This is a genomic window from Tardiphaga alba (genome assembly GCF_018279705.1).
Lineage (GTDB): Bacteria > Pseudomonadota > Alphaproteobacteria > Rhizobiales > Xanthobacteraceae > Tardiphaga > Tardiphaga alba.
Window position 1 is genome coordinate 2,626,300 of sequence record NZ_CP036498.1, and the last position, 15,554, is coordinate 2,641,853.

Consider the following 15,554-nt stretch of genomic DNA (forward strand, 5'->3'; position numbering starts at 1 on the left):
CCTGCTATTGCTGGGATTCGGCGAGCTTGCGCAGGGTCGCCCGGAAAATCTGGCTGTTCTTGCCGACCAGCGCAGTACCATTCATCGTGGCCGCGGTGTCCGTGAAAGTGCCGGTCAGGCCGATGCCGACAGGCTGGCTCTGGCCTCCGAACAGGGGACTCATGTCCGGGCTGGGTGTATGCTGCATCACTGAAACCTCACCCTTGAAGGTGCTGTTCTCGTGATTGATCACATAGGTACCCACGTAAAACAGATAGGCATCGCCGCCAAGCATTTCGCCGTCGCGAAACGTTACGACACCGCTGCCTTTGCCTGCACGGCCGTCCAGTAGTTCGACATGGATCGAGTAAAGACCGTTTTTCATGGTGTCCCGATAGCGCTGCCCGTCGCTCGGCTGCACGATCGAAATTATGGCAAGAAACGCATGGTAGCGTCAATGTGATCGGATGGCCGTGCAGGTTTCTGTTGACCCATCAACGCGAGTAGATCTGCCAATGGCACACGGTGGCCTGAAAACGGGGCTTCCCATATGCGAGCGACGCCCTATATTCATGTCATCGTCAACAATGAAAGGAGGTGGTCCAGTGTCTCATTCCAAGCGCTGTCACCTCGCTGAGGCCGCCCGCTAAGTTTGCTCTGCAAGGTTTTGCATGGTGAGCTGCGTATGGGCGCCTCGGCGCCTGGATCAGCGAGTTTAGGGGAGGGGCGTCGCTTGTGCGGCGCCCTTCTTTTTTGCGCTTGATTCAAGGTCGCGTCGTGCCAATCTGTAGCTCGTTGCCTTTGTGGGAGTAGCAACGTGCCTCGGTCACCACGCGAACTGGCGGAAGGGATGGCTGAACGCCGCCAGCGACGGCTGCGTGACGACGGCTATGTTCGTGAGAGTTTCACCCAGGCCCGCGGCGATGCGCGAAAGACAGCGCAAGCGTTCTTCGACCGGTTTCCGAAACAGGCCTATATGAGCGAAGTCGAGCGCTGGCGTGAACTTCCCGATGGCGCGATCGAATTCACGATGAGGCGCCTGCGGACGGCCGATTGACCTGGCAAGCCGCAATCATTTCGACGATATCGTACTCGCTCATTTCGTGATGGTCGTGACCGCGCAACTGGGCCGGCTCAGCGGGATCGGCGCCGCATTCCTGGATCGTATAACCCATGTCCAGAATCTGGCGCGGCGGATCCTCTTCACCGGAGCCTATTTCCATCACCAGACCGCTGTCTGCCGCATGACGCCAGACATCCGCCTTGTTCGAAAATGATTTGCTGACTTTGACGGCATTCGAGAACAGTGCGTAAGGCATCGACGGTCTCCGTTTCGCCAATAACGCCGAGCCAGTCTTTGGGTTTCATCGATGACAGAGGGGCACTCGAACCCGGCTTACTCAACAAACGAACTATTCGCGCTCGGCCAATTGTAGTTCCAGCAATGCCATGGTTTTCAGCATGGTCGGGTCGCGTTCGCCCTCGCGCGTCGTGCGCAGGATTGTCTCGGCGATCGACTGTACGTGAGCTGAACTAACAGGATGCGGGAGCGTCGAGACTGCACCGTCCAGTGCGGTTTTCATCAAAGAAATCATCTCTGGCGGAAACGCCGCGTTGGAAAAATCCTTCAAGATAGGCCTCCCGGATCCGTGGTGGATCTAAACACCGGATACGTGGAGGAAACGAACGGGCGGCGAGGCGGTTCCAGGCAGTATCAAGTTGCCCCGAGTGACCATGTGGCGCGGACATGATGGCGATCCGCCAGGCAGGACAGCGCGAATCAGACCTCGGCGTCGGCGTTTTTCGCGCTTTTCTTTTTGGTTCCTTGACGCAAGAACGTGGCGCCGATCTCTTCGCCATTGACCCAAGCCAGCTCGCAGCGACGAAAGGCGAGGCCGGTCGATGACAGCAGCAGGAAGAATTCCTTGAGGTTGATCCCCTCGATGGAGCTTTCGACCACCAGGCGGGCGCCGGTTTCGGAGACGTCCATAATGCGACAGTTACGGCGCCACGTTCCGTCGATGGCCATCAGCCACACCGGAAAACCGCGTTCGAACGCCACACGCCCAGCATTTCGCTTTTCAGGGATCATCTGCACTTCCTAAATGGGGGCATCCTAAACCCCAGGTTGGAAATGGTCGGTAAATAGATGCGCAGGATGGAGTCGAAGGGGTGGCATTTACGGCGCCGCCGGCTATGGTGCCGCCGTCGCACTCGTAGCTCAGCTGGATAGAGCATCGGATTTCGATTCCGAGGGTCGGGCGTTCGAATCGCTCCGAGTGCACCATCTAACTTGCTGTTTTATAAGCACTTGTTTCCTCCCGTTGCTTTTCATTCTGAATCCCGTCCGATGAGGCGTTCTGAACGCCTGTCGCCGTTTCGTTCGCAAGCCGGTGCGCGTAGCGCTTCCGGGTCGCCGAGAGCATCCGCTTAGAGGTGCGCTTCGCGTAGCCCTCGTAGGACTTCTGCGTCTTATGTGTGGACAACGCGCGGCCCTGGCCGTCGGTGAGCTCCGCCTCTTCAAGCTCAGTCATCCCGCCGTGCCGGCACGCGTCGAGCGTGAAGTGCGCCGGCAGCTTCATCTGCTTGCGGAGCCGCGCCACCACATGATTCAGGGAGCTGTACCGCCACGGCTTAGCCGCGCCCTTACCGAGATCCCGTAGGATCATGGGCAGGCCCAGGCGAGGCAGCTTGGCCAGCACCTCTTCGGCATCGGCATAGAAACGCACCGCGCCGTCCTCAGTGATCTCTTCGAGCGGATGAGGGGCGACCGTCCCGGTCTTGTGGTGCGCAACCCGGATGATCGACGGCGCCGAGGGCGCCCGGTAGTCAGACCACTTGATCAGGCCCGCCACGACGTTCTCGGGTCGCTGGAGCCATTCGAAGCAGATCACCGCGGTTGCCGCGGCGTCCGGGTAGCCGCGCTCGATGGCGCCGTGGGCGAAAACGTAGACCTGCTCACGTGTAACGGCGGCCTTGGTGAGCTTGACGCGGGTTTCCAGCGTCACGCCCAGCCATGGGTTCGGGATGCCGGCCGGCTCGCGATTGAACTGGTCCGGGTAGAGGCGGTGCACGACCCGCCAGGCCTTCCGGCACAACTTCACGATTTTTTCGGCCGTGCGCTGGCGCTTCTTGCCGCGTGGCCCGATCAGCAGCTTGTCATAGATCTTGTCAGCGCCGAGTGGTGTGATTGTCCGGATCATACGCCCGCCCACGCGGTCACCGCGCTTCGTGGTCAGGTCGCAAAGCTGCTGCATCGCCCATTCGTAGTCGGAGCGGGATCGCTCGGCGACCTTCTCAAGGTATGCCTTGCTCTGCTTGAACTCACGGAAGAGCCAATCGACCGAGCCAAACTTTGGGCCTTCGGCACCGATGGTGATGGTTCCTTTTCGAGCGAGATCCCACTCGTCGAAGAGCCCGTTCAGCATCTCGGCGCGCTTCATCATCACAGCGAAGTCGGTGCCCAGCGGCTCGTTCGGAACCGTGCAGTTCAGCTTCCGATAGCGCGTGGGCACGTTGAAGTAATAGGCAACCTTGCCGGCTGCCAGCTTCTTCGGGATGACGTAGCGCGGCAGCTCGACCATCACAGATCCTCTGCGATGTCGGCGGCTTCGCCCGTCGGCAGGATTGCCTTGTCCAGATCGTCCCTCAGCCATAGTCGTCTCCGTCCCTCAGCCACGCGAGGGTGAGGGTAATCCTTCCCGACGCGTCGGAGGAAGGCCTCGACGCTGGTCTCGCCGCAATAGCCCGCCGCCAACGCCGCCGGCATGCGCCGCGGCCAGGAACCTGCAGGAATTTCGGCGGTCCGGCTCATGGTGCGTACCCCGCCACTTGTTCACCTGGCCGTCACAAGCCTGCCCAGCAGGGGTGAGCGTCCAGTAATAGCCGTAGTAACCGTTGGTGCCGTCGGAGCGCGCCAGCAGCCCCTTGGCCGCGAGCCCTTGAAGCCGACGCAGGATCAGCGAGCGCCGCGGCTCTTGCCCGACGGCGCCGGCGCGGACGGCCTTGGCGTGCCGCTGGCGCACCTCGTCGGCAATGTAGCCGGACCACGCGCCGTCGCGGGTAGCCCGGCGATCGTTGAAGGCGTCGAAAACTTCCTGCTCGCTGAGGATATAGCGCTGCGCCTCCGTCATGGTCGCACCTCGCTCCGTCGCTCGATAGGTCGGCTCGCGCTCCGCTGCGCCGGCCGGCGCTGAAACCCGCCGCCGCGCATCTTCGGCCCCTTGCGCATATCGATGCCGATGTTCTTCGCAGCCTTCCGATAGACGCGGGATTTCTCGGCCACGTCTTCGGCGGTCTTCTCTCGGTGCTTGTCGCGCAGTGCCGGCGCCAAATTGCTCTCTCGGTGCTCGCCGCCGTTGATGAGCGCGATGACGTGGTCGCAGTCCCAAGGCTCGCCCGGCTTGATCTTCCGGCCGGCGAGGTGGCAGATACCGCCATGCGCCATGAAGACCCGGCGACGCACCCGCGGCGGAATCTTCGCGTCAGGCGTCTTGCCGATCCATTCTGGCGTTGCGCGGCTCACTGATGCCTCCGCGATCGCTGCTCGATGCTCTCATCGGAGTGGTGCATCTCGTTGAAGGTGTCGCGGAGGGGCTTCTTTGGCGACATCCAGCCGATGCCGCACAGAAGGCCGAGCACGGCGGCCAGGCAGATAAAGCCGATTGCGAGGGAAGCATCCATCAGTCGACCTCCGCCGTGACTGCAGCGCTGACCTTGTCGAGGTAGAGTTGACCGGCGATGTCCATCGCGCGTTCGCGGTTAGCGAGGATCTCGCGCCAGCGGTCGGGATATCGGTCGAGCAAGTATCGTTCGCAAGTGTCCGGGTCGGATGGGTCTTTGCGCGCAAAGAAGATCGCGTGCCCAAACTCGGTGGCGACCGCTTGCGACGGCGCGGGCTGGCGCGTCAGTGGGATGACATTGCTCATGCTGTCGCTCCATAGCGGCCACGAGCGCGCTGGCCGACGCCGCCGTTTCTGATACGGGTGTTGATGCTGCGGGCGCGGCTGGCGAGCGACTCCCACTTCTTGCGGTCGTCGTCGGTCCAGTTTTCGCCGACCAGGTCTGGCGTGACGCCGAGCAGGTTGACGCCTGGGAAGCGCTTCGCGATGTGATGACATAGCCATTTCGGAAGCAGCGTGAGGATCAGATCGCCGCGGGTTTCGGGCTGATCAATCATGCGCTTCGGAGCGACAAAGAACCGCTTGCGGGTCGATCCATCGCGCGACAGATACAGATCGCCCTTGACAGTTGGCTCGATCCGCATGCGCACGACTGGCACAGCTGCAACGCCCATAGTCCGATAGTTCCGATAGGCCATATCTGAGATGTGCGGATCGCCATTGTCGCGCGGAAGAACGCCGCCGTTCTCCTGCTTGCGCTTTTCGATCCACGGGTGATCGGCGCGGAATTTTGCGAGGCTGACCTCATACTCCGATGGTGCGTCGATCGCGTCGCGTCCGGCGACGGTGACGACAGGGTCTCGCCCAATCCATCGCAGCAGACCGCGGTCCTCCAATTCCTTCAGCTCCGGCGCGCACGCGATGTTCTGATCATGCAGCGTGTTCGGCCGCCCCTCGGGGTGCTGAGACCCGGCAATCAGCAGCTGCAGCGCAAGCGGTGACAGCCCCGCAAGAAGCTTGTCAGCTTCCGGCGTCGGCATCGCTGCCAGCTGTGTCACCGAGATGCGCGCCATCAGATCCTCCCGCTGAGAATTCCGGCCCACCCGCAGGCGATGCCGATCACCAACGACAGAACGACGAACGACAGCAGGCTCGAAGCCTCGCGCTGATCTTCGCGCTCCTGATCGGGGCCTTCGTACTCGCGATCTTCTTCCTCGCGATCGTAGGCGCGCTCTGACATTCTCACGTCACATGCTCCCGTTCTGTTTCGGCTAGGGCGGCTTTCGCCATCTCTCGCAGCCGAGACGTGGCTTCGGACTGCGAGGATTCTGCCAGCGCGGTGACGACGGCCATCAGACCGGAGTGGTTGTTGACCGCGCGAACGATGAGCGCTGCGTTGGCGTCCTGCTCTGCAACAGGCCTTGGCGCCCATTTGAAGTCTACGCAGGACGCAACGATCGAACCGGTTGCATCCTCGCAATAGATGCGCCCTCGGCACGGCTCCGAATGGTCCAACACCCATGGCAGCGGTGTGTGTGCAGCCATCACTCAGCCTCCGCCATTTCACGCGCTGCAATGATCTGGCTGCGAGCGCGGTGTATGCGGCTCTTGACCGTGCCGAGCTTGAGATTGAAGTCTAGGGCGAGTTGTTCGTAGTTGGTGCCGGTGCCGGCCGCGGCAAGCAGCGACCGCCAATGGGCCGGCAGCGCATCGAATGCAGCTTTGTCGTCATCGGTGAGGGCGAAGGGGCGCTTCATGTTATGCGGCCTTCTTGACGGGCAGCTTGAGCGCTTCATTCAGCGCAGCGACGGGCAGGGCTACAGCTTTCCGTTCCTCCGGGATGATGGCGGCGACGAACGGTGCGACCTCGGGCCAGGCTTTGACCAGCGCCGCCGCAGTGGTCACCGAATTGAGGGCCTGCTCGATCTGCTTCTCGCAGACCCGCACGCGGCTCTCGAGGTCGGACACTGCATCGCGCAGCTTGTCATGGCGGATTGAGAGCTTGTGGCCGGCCTCGTAGACCTTCCAGCACGTATGCTGGTGCTTGATCAGCACACGGCGCGCCACCTCGTTGATCGTCTTGTGTGGCTGCGGACGCAGCTTGTTGAGCATGCCGGTGAAGCGGCCTGTGAACTCGATCTGCGAATAGCCGCTCCCATGTTCGCCAAACTTGGCGGACACGCTTGTGCTCTTGGGCAGCCAGCCGTCGGGCAGTGCATCGATCTTGTCGCGGTCAGCCTTGCGGTAAAAATCGTTATAGATGTCGTCAGCAAGACCGGCGCGCAGCGCCATCAGCTCATTCACCTCGGCTGAGAAGCGATGACGCAGCACGGCGAGGGAAATCTGCTCACGGATATCGTTGGTAAGGCGCAATGACATTCTGATTCCCTCAATGAGCCGTAGCCGCTGCGGTGAGCGCAGGGACGGGTTTCGATACCGCAGCGCGCGGCGGGTTCTTGACGTGATCGGGAATGCGGACGGTGCCGAAATGGGCGAGGCCCTTGGGCGTCATCCATGCGCGGAGCAGGACTTTGTCGTTCGGCGCTGTGAAGGCCTTGTTCTCGAACAGGCCGCGCTGAACTGACGTCTGCTTGGCGACGATGCGGCTGCCGTCGCGGAAGCAGTATTCCGGGATCACAACGTCGCGGATGAACAGATTAGGATGACAGAGCAGGGCGCGGCCGGCGTCCTGCAGGCCGATCAAGCCGTCGGCGTTCAGCAGGCGCTCATATAGCTCGACCTTGGGAGCCTGCTCGGCGACTTGTGCTTCAGCATTGGCGCGAGCCTCGAACTGCTCGGCCCATGCGCGCGCGGCGATGGCCGGGCTTGTGAAGTCGGGAAGGGCAGGCGCCAGCGTCGCGGCAGCATCTTCAAGTTCCTGCCAGCGATCGACCAGGCGCGCCGTGAATTCCGGCGATAGCTGCGCCACCACGACGTAGCTATCGCGCTTGCAGAGGCGATAGACCTTCGTGGGACGAGATCGGCCGAACGTGTCGAAGCCGGGTTCATCCGCCATTGGCGGTTGGACGATGACGCCGCGCTCGACGAGTCGGTCAATCGACCGCTTCACGTCATCATGGCGGCTTTCGACCAGCTCCGCGATTTCGCGGCTCGACATGGTCGGAGTTGTGGAGGTGAGGGTCTGCAAAGCGCGCTCTCCCGATCTGATGGGAGAGAGTATTTCGGAAAATCAGAAAAACGGCAAGCGATAAAATTCGGAAAATCAGAAATTATTTTCCGCGCTCAGGCGAATCATTCGACTCGACTCCTGCATAAACCTGAGTCCTTAATGAGTACATAACAAGAACATTGTGGCGGGGCGAGCGGTGCAGGTTGTGTGGATCGAATGTCGTGACTGTGGTCACGGGAGCCGGATGAAGGCTCCGAAAGCGGCCTCCCGGGAATACTGGGCACGGCTCAAGTGCAGCAAATGCTTCGGTGACGGCGCGACAGGGCGCCGGATCACGGTCCAAGCTGCGGGCGCCGACAGCGCGCTTCAAGCAAAACATATCAAGGGGAGGGCGATGTCGAGCACCCCAAGCCAATAGTCCGGCAACCGAGGGTTTCCTCGCGCTTCGTGCTAACAAAACGCTCTAGGCGATCGATCTGGTCCCATCTGATCAATATAACACGCGATCTTGTCGGGTCATGTATCAGCGCGCCTTTATCCAGGTTGCGCAGCAAATTTATCGTTTGCGATCTGCCATCTTTGAGGAAGAGGTGGTAGACGGCGTTAGTTCTGTGGAGAATTTGGCGCGCGTCAGACAATCCAGAGGTAAAAAGCAGCGCTCCCAGCAACGGCAACGCCATAATTGTGATTACCGCGAGGCGCGATAACTTTCTCAAAGATTCAATCGACAGATAGAGCCGACAGAACAACGCTAGCCATAGGATCGAAAGCGTGACGATTATTAAGTCGGGCCGATCTGAGGGGATCGTCAAACAAACTAAAAATGAGATCGAGCAGAGAAGAAGAATGTAGATCGATATTCGCTTTAGGTGTTTTCTGGCCGCCTTGTTTTGGTGGTCGCCAAAGCCGTTATTCCATTCGTCGTGCGTAGCAGATAGGAGACGATTGAGGGCGCGAGACAACACTATCATGCCAACCAAGCCCAAAAGATTGAGCGGCAGCCACGCGAGGGCGTGGGCAAGGTAGTCATAGGGTGTTTGTAGCGACTGAAATTCGCTACCTATTACCGAAAACCATCCCCAATCGTGGACGACGGTGGTCACAAGCGTAAAAGTCGTCAGCGCGGCCAGCGCCTTTGGTGCTCGATCTAGGAGGTCGGCCATCTCGTCACTCTCAGGCCATTCGCCATAGTTCACTCTGTGTGAGGTGCCGAGAACTTGAGGCAAGGTCTTGTGCGCGCGGCTATACCGCACAAGAAATTAGGCGTAACAAACGTTTAGTGTTTTCTACGTGTGCCACGACCGGCACCGGCGCCGCTTTCTGAAGAGTTGTCAGGTCGCGATAGCGGCTCTGCTGAGGCGCAGTATCTAACATGCGGCATGACACCGTCCAGCCAGCCACGGTTCGGTCCCCAAAGACTCGTGGTCACCGACACCTCAAGGTTGGTCGACTGAGGCCCGGCGGCCGAAAACGTCGCCTCCCAGTTCTTGAAGTAGCTTGCGCCTTGGCTGATGCGTGACTTCTTCGCGCTGGGGAGATCGTTCTTGTTCAGGACATACTTGAAAGTCTGAGTGTCAGCCTTCTCGACGCGCTCATAAAAGCAGTCCGCCAGACGCTGATAATCGCCCCGGATGGTCTCCGACACGACTGGCGTTTGGTCGCCGACCCCTGCGTAAGCTGCAAACGACGCCAGTGTGAAGATCGCTAACACGCCAACTCGAAACATCGCTCACGCCCCTCTTAGCCGAACAACTCACGATTTGGGAACACTCGATAGACTGCCTTCACTTCGCCGGTGTCGAACTCGATCTCTTTCGGCGGATTGTACTGGGTGCAATAGATGCGCCGCCCCGTGCGGCGCTCAAACTTCTTCACAAAGCTCTTGCCGGCCTGCGTCTCATCGTCCGGGTGATACAGCTCGATCACGACATGGTCGCCAGAGGCGGGGACCTTCTCCTGAACATACACGATCTCCCCGACCTCATATCGCGGGACCATGCTGTCGTTGGATACCTCTACGGCAAACACACCCTTCTTGTGCAGAAGTCCCGGTGGGCGCCGGACATGCTCGCTCACCTTTCCATTGAAGTAGAATTCGTCGTCGTTTCCGCCGACCGTGATGCCTTTGACTTCGACGTCGAAGTCTCCGAATTGCGAGAAGCGCGGCGCGTTTGGAGCTGGCGACACCTCCGACGGTTCGGGGCCTTCGGGGCGGATGACCGTGCCGGTCTGCTCGCCATCGCGAAAGTATGCACGGATCTTCTCGACCTCGTCGGCCTTCACCTGCCGCGGCTTACCGTTCTTGCCTTCGCCTAGGATAGCCGTGACGACCGACGGTTGGCGGCCGAGGGCGGCGGCTAGGCCGATCTTCGACTTGCCAGGCTTCCTAAGCCCTTCGCGGATTTCAGAAATTATGTCCATGGCGCAGCATTTCTGAAAGCCAGAAAACCAGCAATTTCGATTATCCGAAATTTATCAGTTGCCGAATTTCGGAAAATCGGAAATATTGAGCCCATGGAGCCAGCAAGCACGATCATCAAGCGTCTCGGCGGTGAAGCGAAGGTTTCGGAGATCACCGGCCTCGCGTTCACAGCGCCGTACCGATGGCAGCACGAGAAGGCCAAGGGCGGGACGGGCGGTCTCATACCGCAAACCCATCACCGCGCTCTGCTGGACTACGCCGAACAGAACAACATTCGTCTATCGGCAGAAGACTTTCTGCCTCCTCGTGCTCCTGCGTTGATTGAGCAAGCAGGTGCCGCATGAAGCGCACCATAGGCTTTGCCTCATTCGCTCGTGAGTTCCTATTCTGCGGTTCGGTCATCCTGATCGTCGCGCGCCTATTGGGTGCCGCATGACCGGCGCCTTTGTCTTCACGCTCAAATTCCTCGCAATGTGGACGATGGTTTCCATCGCTGCGTCTCTCGTCATCGGCCCGTACCTGAAGCGGAGGTTGGGATGACGCAGACCGACATCCAGATTTCAGATCGCACTTCGGTGCCCCCCAAGGCCGACGTGCGTGTGGTGGTCGCAGCTCCCCCGGCGGCGACCGCCACAACTAATTCAGACGTCGCGAAAGACGGACGCGGCGCGCCAGCCCTTACGGGCAAGCCCTCCTTGGGCGTTTCCTCCCTAGACTTGCCGGCGGCGTCTTCGGGCGTCGCCGGTCTTTCTACGGACGACATCAGCAAGAACTCGATGACGTTCCGCGTCGCTGCTGCGAGCGAGACCATTTCGAATTCCACATCATCGGTTGGGGCGTAAATCATGGGCAAACCATCGCTCACGGGGACGGCTGCGGCAAATTTCGGGAGTGGCGGATCGTGCATGCCCGATCGAGTTTCGTGCACATTTTCGGCGGTGAGCATCGATCTCACGCAGGTCGCAAAATCGAAATTTCCGCAGAAAACATGGGCACATCTGGCTTCTATGCTTGGCTTGCAAGAGCGAGCAGCGAAGTACCGAGTTTCCAACTCTCGCGCCTACACCGCGGATGAGATCAGGACGCTGCTTCAGTCCGAAGATGGTCTCGATTTCCTCGCGGCCATCATGGCCGATGCCGAGCCGAAATGGTGGTGGTGGGCCAAGCAGGTGATGACCGTCGCCTCAATCAAGCGCCGGCGCCACGAGGACGAACAAGAAATCCTGAAACTGGAAACGAGCGCACCGGCCGAGACCGGCGCGCGCCGTCGCATCAAAGGTGCCCTCGATGCCAACCGAAATATCAAGGCCGCCGTCGACCGGGCTGAGACTGCCTTGGGCGTTCAGCGCCCGAACCTGGATAGCCGAGATGCTGATGCGGCGGGCGCAGGCGCTCGCCTATCGGGTCGCTCCGTGGCTCCGGCCAAGCGAGCCTACGCGGGGAGGGGACGATGAGGGTTGAGACTGAGTTTAGAGCCGCTGCGAAGTGGACGCCGGAGCAAGACGAGCAGCTGAAGAAGCTGGTGATGTCGAACCGCTCGTTTCGCGACGCCGTCACTGTCATCAATACGGAGCATGGGACCAGCTTTAGCCGCAGCGCCGCCATCGGGCGCGCTAACCGGCTAGGGCTTTGCAATCCCATGCCGAAAAGCGAGCAAGGCCTCCGCAAATCGCGCCGGGTCGAGAAAATCCTCGAGGCCAAGAAGAAGCGGCAGGACGCCCGCCCGCTGCGCGAGCCGAAGTTCAAGGCTGAGCCGGTCGAAGCGGCACCCGCATTTGCCGGCATGCTCGGTCTGTCGCTGCATGATCTTTTCGAGATGTCGGGCGACCGTCCGAACCAGTGTCGCGCCATCGAGGGCGATACGGCTGACGCCCTGTATTGCGGCGCCACGACACGTGCTGGCCGCGCTTGGTGCGATCACCATCATGGTCGTTTCACCACAAAGCCCGAACCGCGCCTCCGGGCTGCCGATGCCAGCCGTCGCGGTCGCAAGGTTTCCAACTATGTCGGGAGTCACGAAGCGGCATGACTGGCAAAGAGATCATCGCAAGGGTGCTGGCCGAGACCGGCGTGTCTGAAGAGCAGTTCTTCAGCAAGGACAAGACAGCGAAGCCGTTGGCGGCGCGCGTGATGGCTATCACTGAGTTGGCGGCCATCGGCATGTCGAACTCGGCGATCGGCCGCCTGCTCGGCAGGGACCGGACCACCGTCGGCTATTGGCGAGTCTCGGCTCGCCGTGATGTGCGCCGGGCCTATGCTCGCGCGTACCAGGATGCACGCCAGCCCGACCGGAAGCGCGCGGTGCTGGAGCAGACGCCGCTCCAAGTGCGTGTGAAGCGAAAGGCGAAACGTCCGCCGCAGAAGCTTCGGCTATCGGAACTGATTTCGGATGACAGGGCGACGATCGTTAGATGCGAGCGACACACGTCCGCGCCGCAGCACCTGATCGAAGACGCTCGGCGCCGCGCGCTAGCTGCGAAGTCGCTGACGGCCGCGACGTTCGGTGATCCGCCACCGGGGTATTCCGCGCTCGATCGTCGTAAGATGTCGGAGGCTCGCGCCTGATGCCCAGGAAATCCCGTTGGAATACCGAAGCGCTTGACGAGCTTCGCGCTATGGCCGCGACCGGAATGGCTGTTTCGCAGATCTGCGATCGGTTGAATCTCACCGTGGAGAGTATCGTCGGCGCCGCGTCGTCGCATGGCATCAAGATCGCCCGGCACACTGCTGCCGAGCAAGAAGAGATACGCGCTCGTCTACGCGCCAACGGCACCATCAAGAAGCGGAAGCAGCGCCAGAAGCATAAGACCGTCGATGAGACGCGCCTCGCTGCTGGTTTGCCGGCGGCAAGCAAGACGTCTCCGGCCTATCGCAACCAGCTGCCCGGCATCGGCGAGCGGACCAAGACCGAACTTCGCGCCATGCTCGCTGAAGCTGCCCGCAACACAGCGGAGATGTCCGTCTGATGGGCGAGAACAAAACTAAAAACCTCGGGAGGTCAGGGCAGATGCACAAGCCTGATCTTGCCATTGTCGAGGCCGAACGTCGCCATCTTCTTTCTAGCCAACTGTTCCAAAAGGGGGCGGTTGCTATGGAAGTAACGGCTGGCCTGATCGCGGGTCTCGAAGTGTGTCGTCAGAGTACACCCAACCCGCTTGTTCCCGTCCATAATCTCAAAGGACCTGCACTGCGCATCGTCCTCGATCGGCTTCGTTCGAGTCGGCGTAATATAGATCATGCAAGGGGTTCCAAGGTGCTCGTCCGAGCGCGACCTGGGAGATCTCAGGTCTGTCCCACCGTACGCCTGGTATGTGTTCTTTGTGTGTGCATCGCCAGCGGCGTCCCGGATCATGTGTCCGTTATCAGGTCGAACTCGTCGTGCATCTGGTGGCTGACGGTGATCGTCGCCCAACGCGCCAACTCTGGGTCCACCGAGCCGGGATCGTAGGCACCAAACGACCATTCGCCATCCTCATCCAGCGTCAGCGTTATGCTGCGGAGGCCCCGGCAGCCCGGGCGTCCTTGAATGCGCTGCAGGCCTATGGCCTCAAGTTCTTCGACTGTCTTTCGCGCTCGATGCATTCGGCTCTCCTCGGCTACGAGAATGCTATGGCCGGCACCCGGTTCCAGCAAGCGAGGGCGGCATGAGCGTCGAGACCTTCCTCAATGGCGAGGTGCAGCTAATCCATGGCGATTGCCTGGAGCATCTGCCGGCGCTTGGCCCGGTCTCCTGCGTCATGTCGGATCCCCCGTATGAAGCGCACATGCATGCTGCAAAGCGGGAAAAAAAAGTCTTTGGCGCGCAGCGGCGCATCCGCACTGATGGCCACGCCAACCCGCCGCCGGTGAATTTTGCGTCGATCGACGGCGTACGCGAGGTGGTCACCCAGCCGCTGGTCGAGATGTGCCAGGGCTGGTTCATCATGTTCTGCACGCCTGAGGGCGTGGCGCCGTGGCGTGACCAGATCGAATCGGCTCAGGCCAAATACAAGCGCGCCTGCATCTGGGTGAAGCCGGACAGTGCCCCGCAGTTCAACGGGCAGGGCCCGGCCATGGGCGCCGAGTGCTTTGTCACCGCCTGGTGCGGGCCTGGCTACTCGTCGTGGAACGGCGGCGGTCGGCGCAACGTCTTCACGCACCTGACCAATGCCAGCGATCGGCATGGCGAGCATCCGACCGAAAAGCCGCTGTCGCTCATGCTCGAGCTCGTGGACCTGTTCACCCAGCCCGGTGACCTGATCCTCGACCCTTTCATGGGCTCGGGCTCGACCGGCGTGGCTGCCGTGCGGCTCGGCCGGCGCTTCATCGGCATCGAAAAGGATGCCCGGTACTTCGAAATCGCCTGCGAGCGCATCACAGACGCGGCCTCGCGACCTGACATGTTCATTGCGCCGCGCGCGGCTGCTGTGCGTCAGGATTCTCTCTTCGCATCTCTCCAATCAGAGGCAGCAGCAGAATGAGAATTCCAGCATTTGCAAAGAAATGGCTTTTCGGTCGGCTTCAGCGCGTCTCAAATGGTCGCCAGCCGGACTTTCTCATCGGCGGTGCGGAACAGCCGTACATGCGCCGCTGGTGGGTGATCCCGCGCAACAAGTGGTTCAACATCTATCTGCACCACTTCCTGCGCTCGGATGATGACCGGGCGCTGCACGACCATCCGTGGTGGAATGCGTCGGTGCTGCTCGATGGCCAGTACACCGAGCACACGATCTCGGCTGGCGGCGTCAATCACAAGGCCGTCTATTCGGCCGGCGCAGTAAAGCTTCGCGGTGCCAGCTACGCGCACCGTGTCGAGCTGACGAGCGGTCCTTGCTGGTCGCTTTTCATCACCGGCCCGTCTATCCGCACATGGGGCTTTCACTGCCCGCATGGCTGGCGGCCGTGGAAGGAATTCGTGGACGATCGCGACAACGGCAAGGTCGGGAGGGGTTGCGAATGACCGATGGTCCGCGCGCTATTCCCATCTGCTGCAAGTGTAATCGCGAGAACGATCGCGGTCACCAGCGCTACTGCACGAAGTGCCATGCGGCGTATATGCGCGAGTGGCGGAAGACCCATCCGCTGAGCGACGAGGCCAAGCGGCGCGATATCAGCCGCTCCCATGCAGGCGAATACCGAAAGCGTGACCATCTCAAGCCTGAGCCTTGCCGCGTCTGCGGCGATAGCAAGGCCGAGATGCATCACCCTGATCATGAACTCCCACTAATGGTGGTTTGGCTATGTCGAAAGTGTCACCTGAGCTGGCATGCGTTCTGGCGTTCCGTGGCATGCGATGCGTGGAGCTTCTGGCAGAAGAAGGCCCGCGCGGATGGTGCTCAGCCTGCCGACGAGAAGCAAAAGAGGGTGGCGTGATTCAGAGTATAGCGCCACGTGAAACAAATGCCGACCACCCAATGCTGAG

General features: G+C 60.9%; 30 protein-coding genes and 1 tRNA gene. 11 read left to right on the top strand and 20 right to left on the bottom strand.

Annotation, left to right across the window (positions count from 1 at the left end; all coding sequences use genetic code 11):
• Positions 1-4: 4 nt before the first annotated feature.
• Positions 5-364: a GrlR family regulatory protein gene (locus RPMA_RS12270; protein ID WP_211913053.1), complete on the bottom strand. Its 360-nt coding sequence runs from the start codon at positions 362-364 to the stop codon at positions 5-7.
• 465 nt (positions 365-829) lie between these two features.
• Here RPMA_RS12270 and RPMA_RS12275 point away from each other — a divergent pair, with 465 nt between their 5' ends.
• On the top strand, positions 830-1,036 hold the full coding sequence (locus RPMA_RS12275; RefSeq protein ID WP_408056525.1) for a hypothetical protein: 207 nt from the start codon (positions 830-832) through the stop codon (positions 1,034-1,036).
• On the opposite strand, the gene RPMA_RS12280 is transcribed toward RPMA_RS12275, so the two are convergent.
• From RPMA_RS12280 to RPMA_RS12290, 3 genes are all read right to left on the bottom strand, one after another.
• Positions 1,005-1,298 (bottom strand): hypothetical protein, encoded by a 294-nt coding sequence (locus RPMA_RS12280; protein WP_211913055.1) that lies wholly within the window; start codon positions 1,296-1,298, stop codon positions 1,005-1,007. The two genes, RPMA_RS12275 and RPMA_RS12280, sit on opposite strands and share 32 nt — an antisense overlap.
• Positions 1,299-1,391: 93 nt before the next feature.
• Complete coding sequence (locus RPMA_RS12285; RefSeq protein ID WP_211913056.1) at positions 1,392-1,610, bottom strand: hypothetical protein; 219 nt, start codon at positions 1,608-1,610, stop codon at positions 1,392-1,394.
• A gap of 149 nt (positions 1,611-1,759) precedes the next feature.
• Positions 1,760-2,071 (bottom strand): PilZ domain-containing protein, encoded by a 312-nt coding sequence (locus RPMA_RS12290; protein WP_211913057.1) that lies wholly within the window; start codon positions 2,069-2,071, stop codon positions 1,760-1,762.
• Positions 2,072-2,189: 118 nt separating this feature from the next.
• Here RPMA_RS12290 and RPMA_RS12295 point away from each other — a divergent pair.
• Positions 2,190-2,266 (top strand) — tRNA-Arg (locus tag RPMA_RS12295).
• Between the two features lies 1 nt (position 2,267).
• Here the strand turns inward: RPMA_RS12295 and RPMA_RS12300 are convergent.
• The 14 genes from RPMA_RS12300 to RPMA_RS12365 form a co-directional block, all read right to left on the bottom strand.
• A complete protein-coding gene (locus RPMA_RS12300; protein ID WP_211913058.1) occupies positions 2,268-3,563 on the bottom strand; it encodes a hypothetical protein in 1,296 nt (431 codons plus the stop codon).
• Positions 3,564-3,650: 87 nt separating this feature from the next.
• Entirely contained in the window at positions 3,651-4,112 is a 462-nt protein-coding gene (locus tag RPMA_RS12305; protein WP_211913059.1) for a hypothetical protein, read from the bottom strand.
• A complete protein-coding gene (locus tag RPMA_RS12310; protein WP_211913060.1) occupies positions 4,109-4,504 on the bottom strand; it encodes an HNH endonuclease in 396 nt (131 codons plus the stop codon). Before RPMA_RS12310 ends, RPMA_RS12305 begins: the two co-directional genes overlap by 4 nt.
• Positions 4,501-4,662 carry a hypothetical protein gene (locus RPMA_RS12315; protein WP_211913061.1) on the bottom strand — a complete coding sequence of 54 codons (162 nt, stop codon included), beginning with the start codon at positions 4,660-4,662 and terminating at the stop codon, positions 4,501-4,503. Before RPMA_RS12315 ends, RPMA_RS12310 begins: the two co-directional genes overlap by 4 nt.
• Positions 4,662-4,907, bottom strand: a complete 246-nt coding sequence (locus RPMA_RS12320) for a hypothetical protein (protein WP_211913062.1) — start codon at positions 4,905-4,907, stop codon at positions 4,662-4,664. The genes RPMA_RS12315 and RPMA_RS12320 overlap by 1 nt, the downstream gene beginning before the upstream one ends.
• Positions 4,904-5,674, bottom strand: coding sequence for a hypothetical protein (locus RPMA_RS12325; protein ID WP_211913063.1), 771 nt, complete (start codon positions 5,672-5,674; stop codon positions 4,904-4,906). The genes RPMA_RS12320 and RPMA_RS12325 overlap by 4 nt, the downstream gene beginning before the upstream one ends.
• Positions 5,674-5,841, bottom strand: a complete 168-nt coding sequence (locus tag RPMA_RS12330) for a hypothetical protein (protein ID WP_211913064.1) — start codon at positions 5,839-5,841, stop codon at positions 5,674-5,676. The genes RPMA_RS12325 and RPMA_RS12330 overlap by 1 nt, the downstream gene beginning before the upstream one ends.
• Before the next feature lie 2 nt (positions 5,842-5,843).
• On the bottom strand, positions 5,844-6,146 hold the full coding sequence (locus RPMA_RS12335; RefSeq protein WP_211913065.1) for a hypothetical protein: 303 nt from the start codon (positions 6,144-6,146) through the stop codon (positions 5,844-5,846).
• Positions 6,146-6,358, bottom strand: a complete 213-nt coding sequence (locus RPMA_RS12340; protein ID WP_211913066.1) for a hypothetical protein — start codon at positions 6,356-6,358, stop codon at positions 6,146-6,148. The genes RPMA_RS12335 and RPMA_RS12340 overlap by 1 nt, the downstream gene beginning before the upstream one ends.
• A gap of 1 nt (position 6,359) precedes the next feature.
• Positions 6,360-6,980 (bottom strand): Nmad5 family putative nucleotide modification protein, encoded by a 621-nt coding sequence (locus RPMA_RS12345; RefSeq protein WP_211913067.1) that lies wholly within the window; start codon positions 6,978-6,980, stop codon positions 6,360-6,362.
• Between the two features lie 10 nt (positions 6,981-6,990).
• The gene (locus RPMA_RS12350; RefSeq protein WP_211913068.1) at positions 6,991-7,749 is read right to left on the bottom strand and encodes a Rha family transcriptional regulator; all 759 of its coding nucleotides are present in this window, start codon (positions 7,747-7,749) and stop codon (positions 6,991-6,993) included.
• Positions 7,750-8,111: 362 nt separating this feature from the next.
• Positions 8,112-8,894 (bottom strand): hypothetical protein, encoded by a 783-nt coding sequence (locus RPMA_RS12355; RefSeq protein WP_211913069.1) that lies wholly within the window; start codon positions 8,892-8,894, stop codon positions 8,112-8,114.
• 113 nt (positions 8,895-9,007) lie between these two features.
• Entirely contained in the window at positions 9,008-9,442 is a 435-nt protein-coding gene (locus RPMA_RS12360; RefSeq protein WP_211913070.1) for a hypothetical protein, read from the bottom strand.
• Between the two features lie 29 nt (positions 9,443-9,471).
• Positions 9,472-10,152, bottom strand: coding sequence for a S24 family peptidase (locus RPMA_RS12365; protein WP_211913071.1), 681 nt, complete (start codon positions 10,150-10,152; stop codon positions 9,472-9,474).
• Between the two features lie 93 nt (positions 10,153-10,245).
• On the opposite strand from RPMA_RS12365, the gene RPMA_RS12370 reads away from it, so the two are divergent.
• From RPMA_RS12370 to RPMA_RS12395, 6 genes are all read left to right on the top strand, one after another.
• A complete protein-coding gene (locus RPMA_RS12370; RefSeq protein WP_211913072.1) occupies positions 10,246-10,497 on the top strand; it encodes a hypothetical protein in 252 nt (83 codons plus the stop codon).
• Positions 10,498-10,689: 192 nt separating this feature from the next.
• Positions 10,690-10,995 carry a hypothetical protein gene (locus RPMA_RS12375; protein ID WP_211913073.1) on the top strand — a complete coding sequence of 102 codons (306 nt, stop codon included), beginning with the start codon at positions 10,690-10,692 and terminating at the stop codon, positions 10,993-10,995.
• Positions 10,996-11,058: 63 nt separating this feature from the next.
• Positions 11,059-11,607 (top strand): hypothetical protein, encoded by a 549-nt coding sequence (locus tag RPMA_RS12380; protein WP_211913074.1) that lies wholly within the window; start codon positions 11,059-11,061, stop codon positions 11,605-11,607.
• Positions 11,604-12,182: a GcrA family cell cycle regulator gene (locus RPMA_RS12385; protein WP_211913075.1), complete on the top strand. Its 579-nt coding sequence runs from the start codon at positions 11,604-11,606 to the stop codon at positions 12,180-12,182. Before RPMA_RS12380 ends, RPMA_RS12385 begins: the two co-directional genes overlap by 4 nt.
• Positions 12,179-12,718: a hypothetical protein gene (locus tag RPMA_RS12390; RefSeq protein ID WP_211913076.1), complete on the top strand. Its 540-nt coding sequence runs from the start codon at positions 12,179-12,181 to the stop codon at positions 12,716-12,718. Before RPMA_RS12385 ends, RPMA_RS12390 begins: the two co-directional genes overlap by 4 nt.
• 50 nt (positions 12,719-12,768) lie before the next feature.
• Positions 12,769-13,119, top strand: coding sequence for a hypothetical protein (locus tag RPMA_RS12395; RefSeq protein ID WP_211913077.1), 351 nt, complete (start codon positions 12,769-12,771; stop codon positions 13,117-13,119).
• Between the two features lie 32 nt (positions 13,120-13,151).
• Here RPMA_RS12395 and RPMA_RS12400 read toward each other — a convergent pair whose 3' ends face one another.
• Both RPMA_RS12400 and RPMA_RS12405 read right to left on the bottom strand, forming a co-directional pair.
• Positions 13,152-13,391: a hypothetical protein gene (locus RPMA_RS12400; RefSeq protein WP_211913078.1), complete on the bottom strand. Its 240-nt coding sequence runs from the start codon at positions 13,389-13,391 to the stop codon at positions 13,152-13,154.
• Between the two features lie 110 nt (positions 13,392-13,501).
• The gene (locus RPMA_RS12405) at positions 13,502-13,735 is read right to left on the bottom strand and encodes a hypothetical protein (RefSeq protein ID WP_211913079.1); all 234 of its coding nucleotides are present in this window, start codon (positions 13,733-13,735) and stop codon (positions 13,502-13,504) included.
• A gap of 62 nt (positions 13,736-13,797) precedes the next feature.
• On the opposite strand from RPMA_RS12405, the gene RPMA_RS12410 reads away from it, so the two are divergent.
• From RPMA_RS12410 to RPMA_RS12420, 3 genes are all read left to right on the top strand, one after another.
• Complete coding sequence (locus RPMA_RS12410) at positions 13,798-14,613, top strand: DNA-methyltransferase (protein ID WP_211913080.1); 816 nt, start codon at positions 13,798-13,800, stop codon at positions 14,611-14,613.
• Positions 14,614-14,714: 101 nt separating this feature from the next.
• Positions 14,715-15,092 carry a hypothetical protein gene (locus RPMA_RS12415; RefSeq protein ID WP_249225648.1) on the top strand — a complete coding sequence of 126 codons (378 nt, stop codon included), beginning with the start codon at positions 14,715-14,717 and terminating at the stop codon, positions 15,090-15,092.
• On the top strand, positions 15,089-15,505 hold the full coding sequence (locus RPMA_RS12420) for a hypothetical protein (protein ID WP_211913082.1): 417 nt from the start codon (positions 15,089-15,091) through the stop codon (positions 15,503-15,505). Before RPMA_RS12415 ends, RPMA_RS12420 begins: the two co-directional genes overlap by 4 nt.
• Positions 15,506-15,554: the final 49 nt, after the last annotated feature.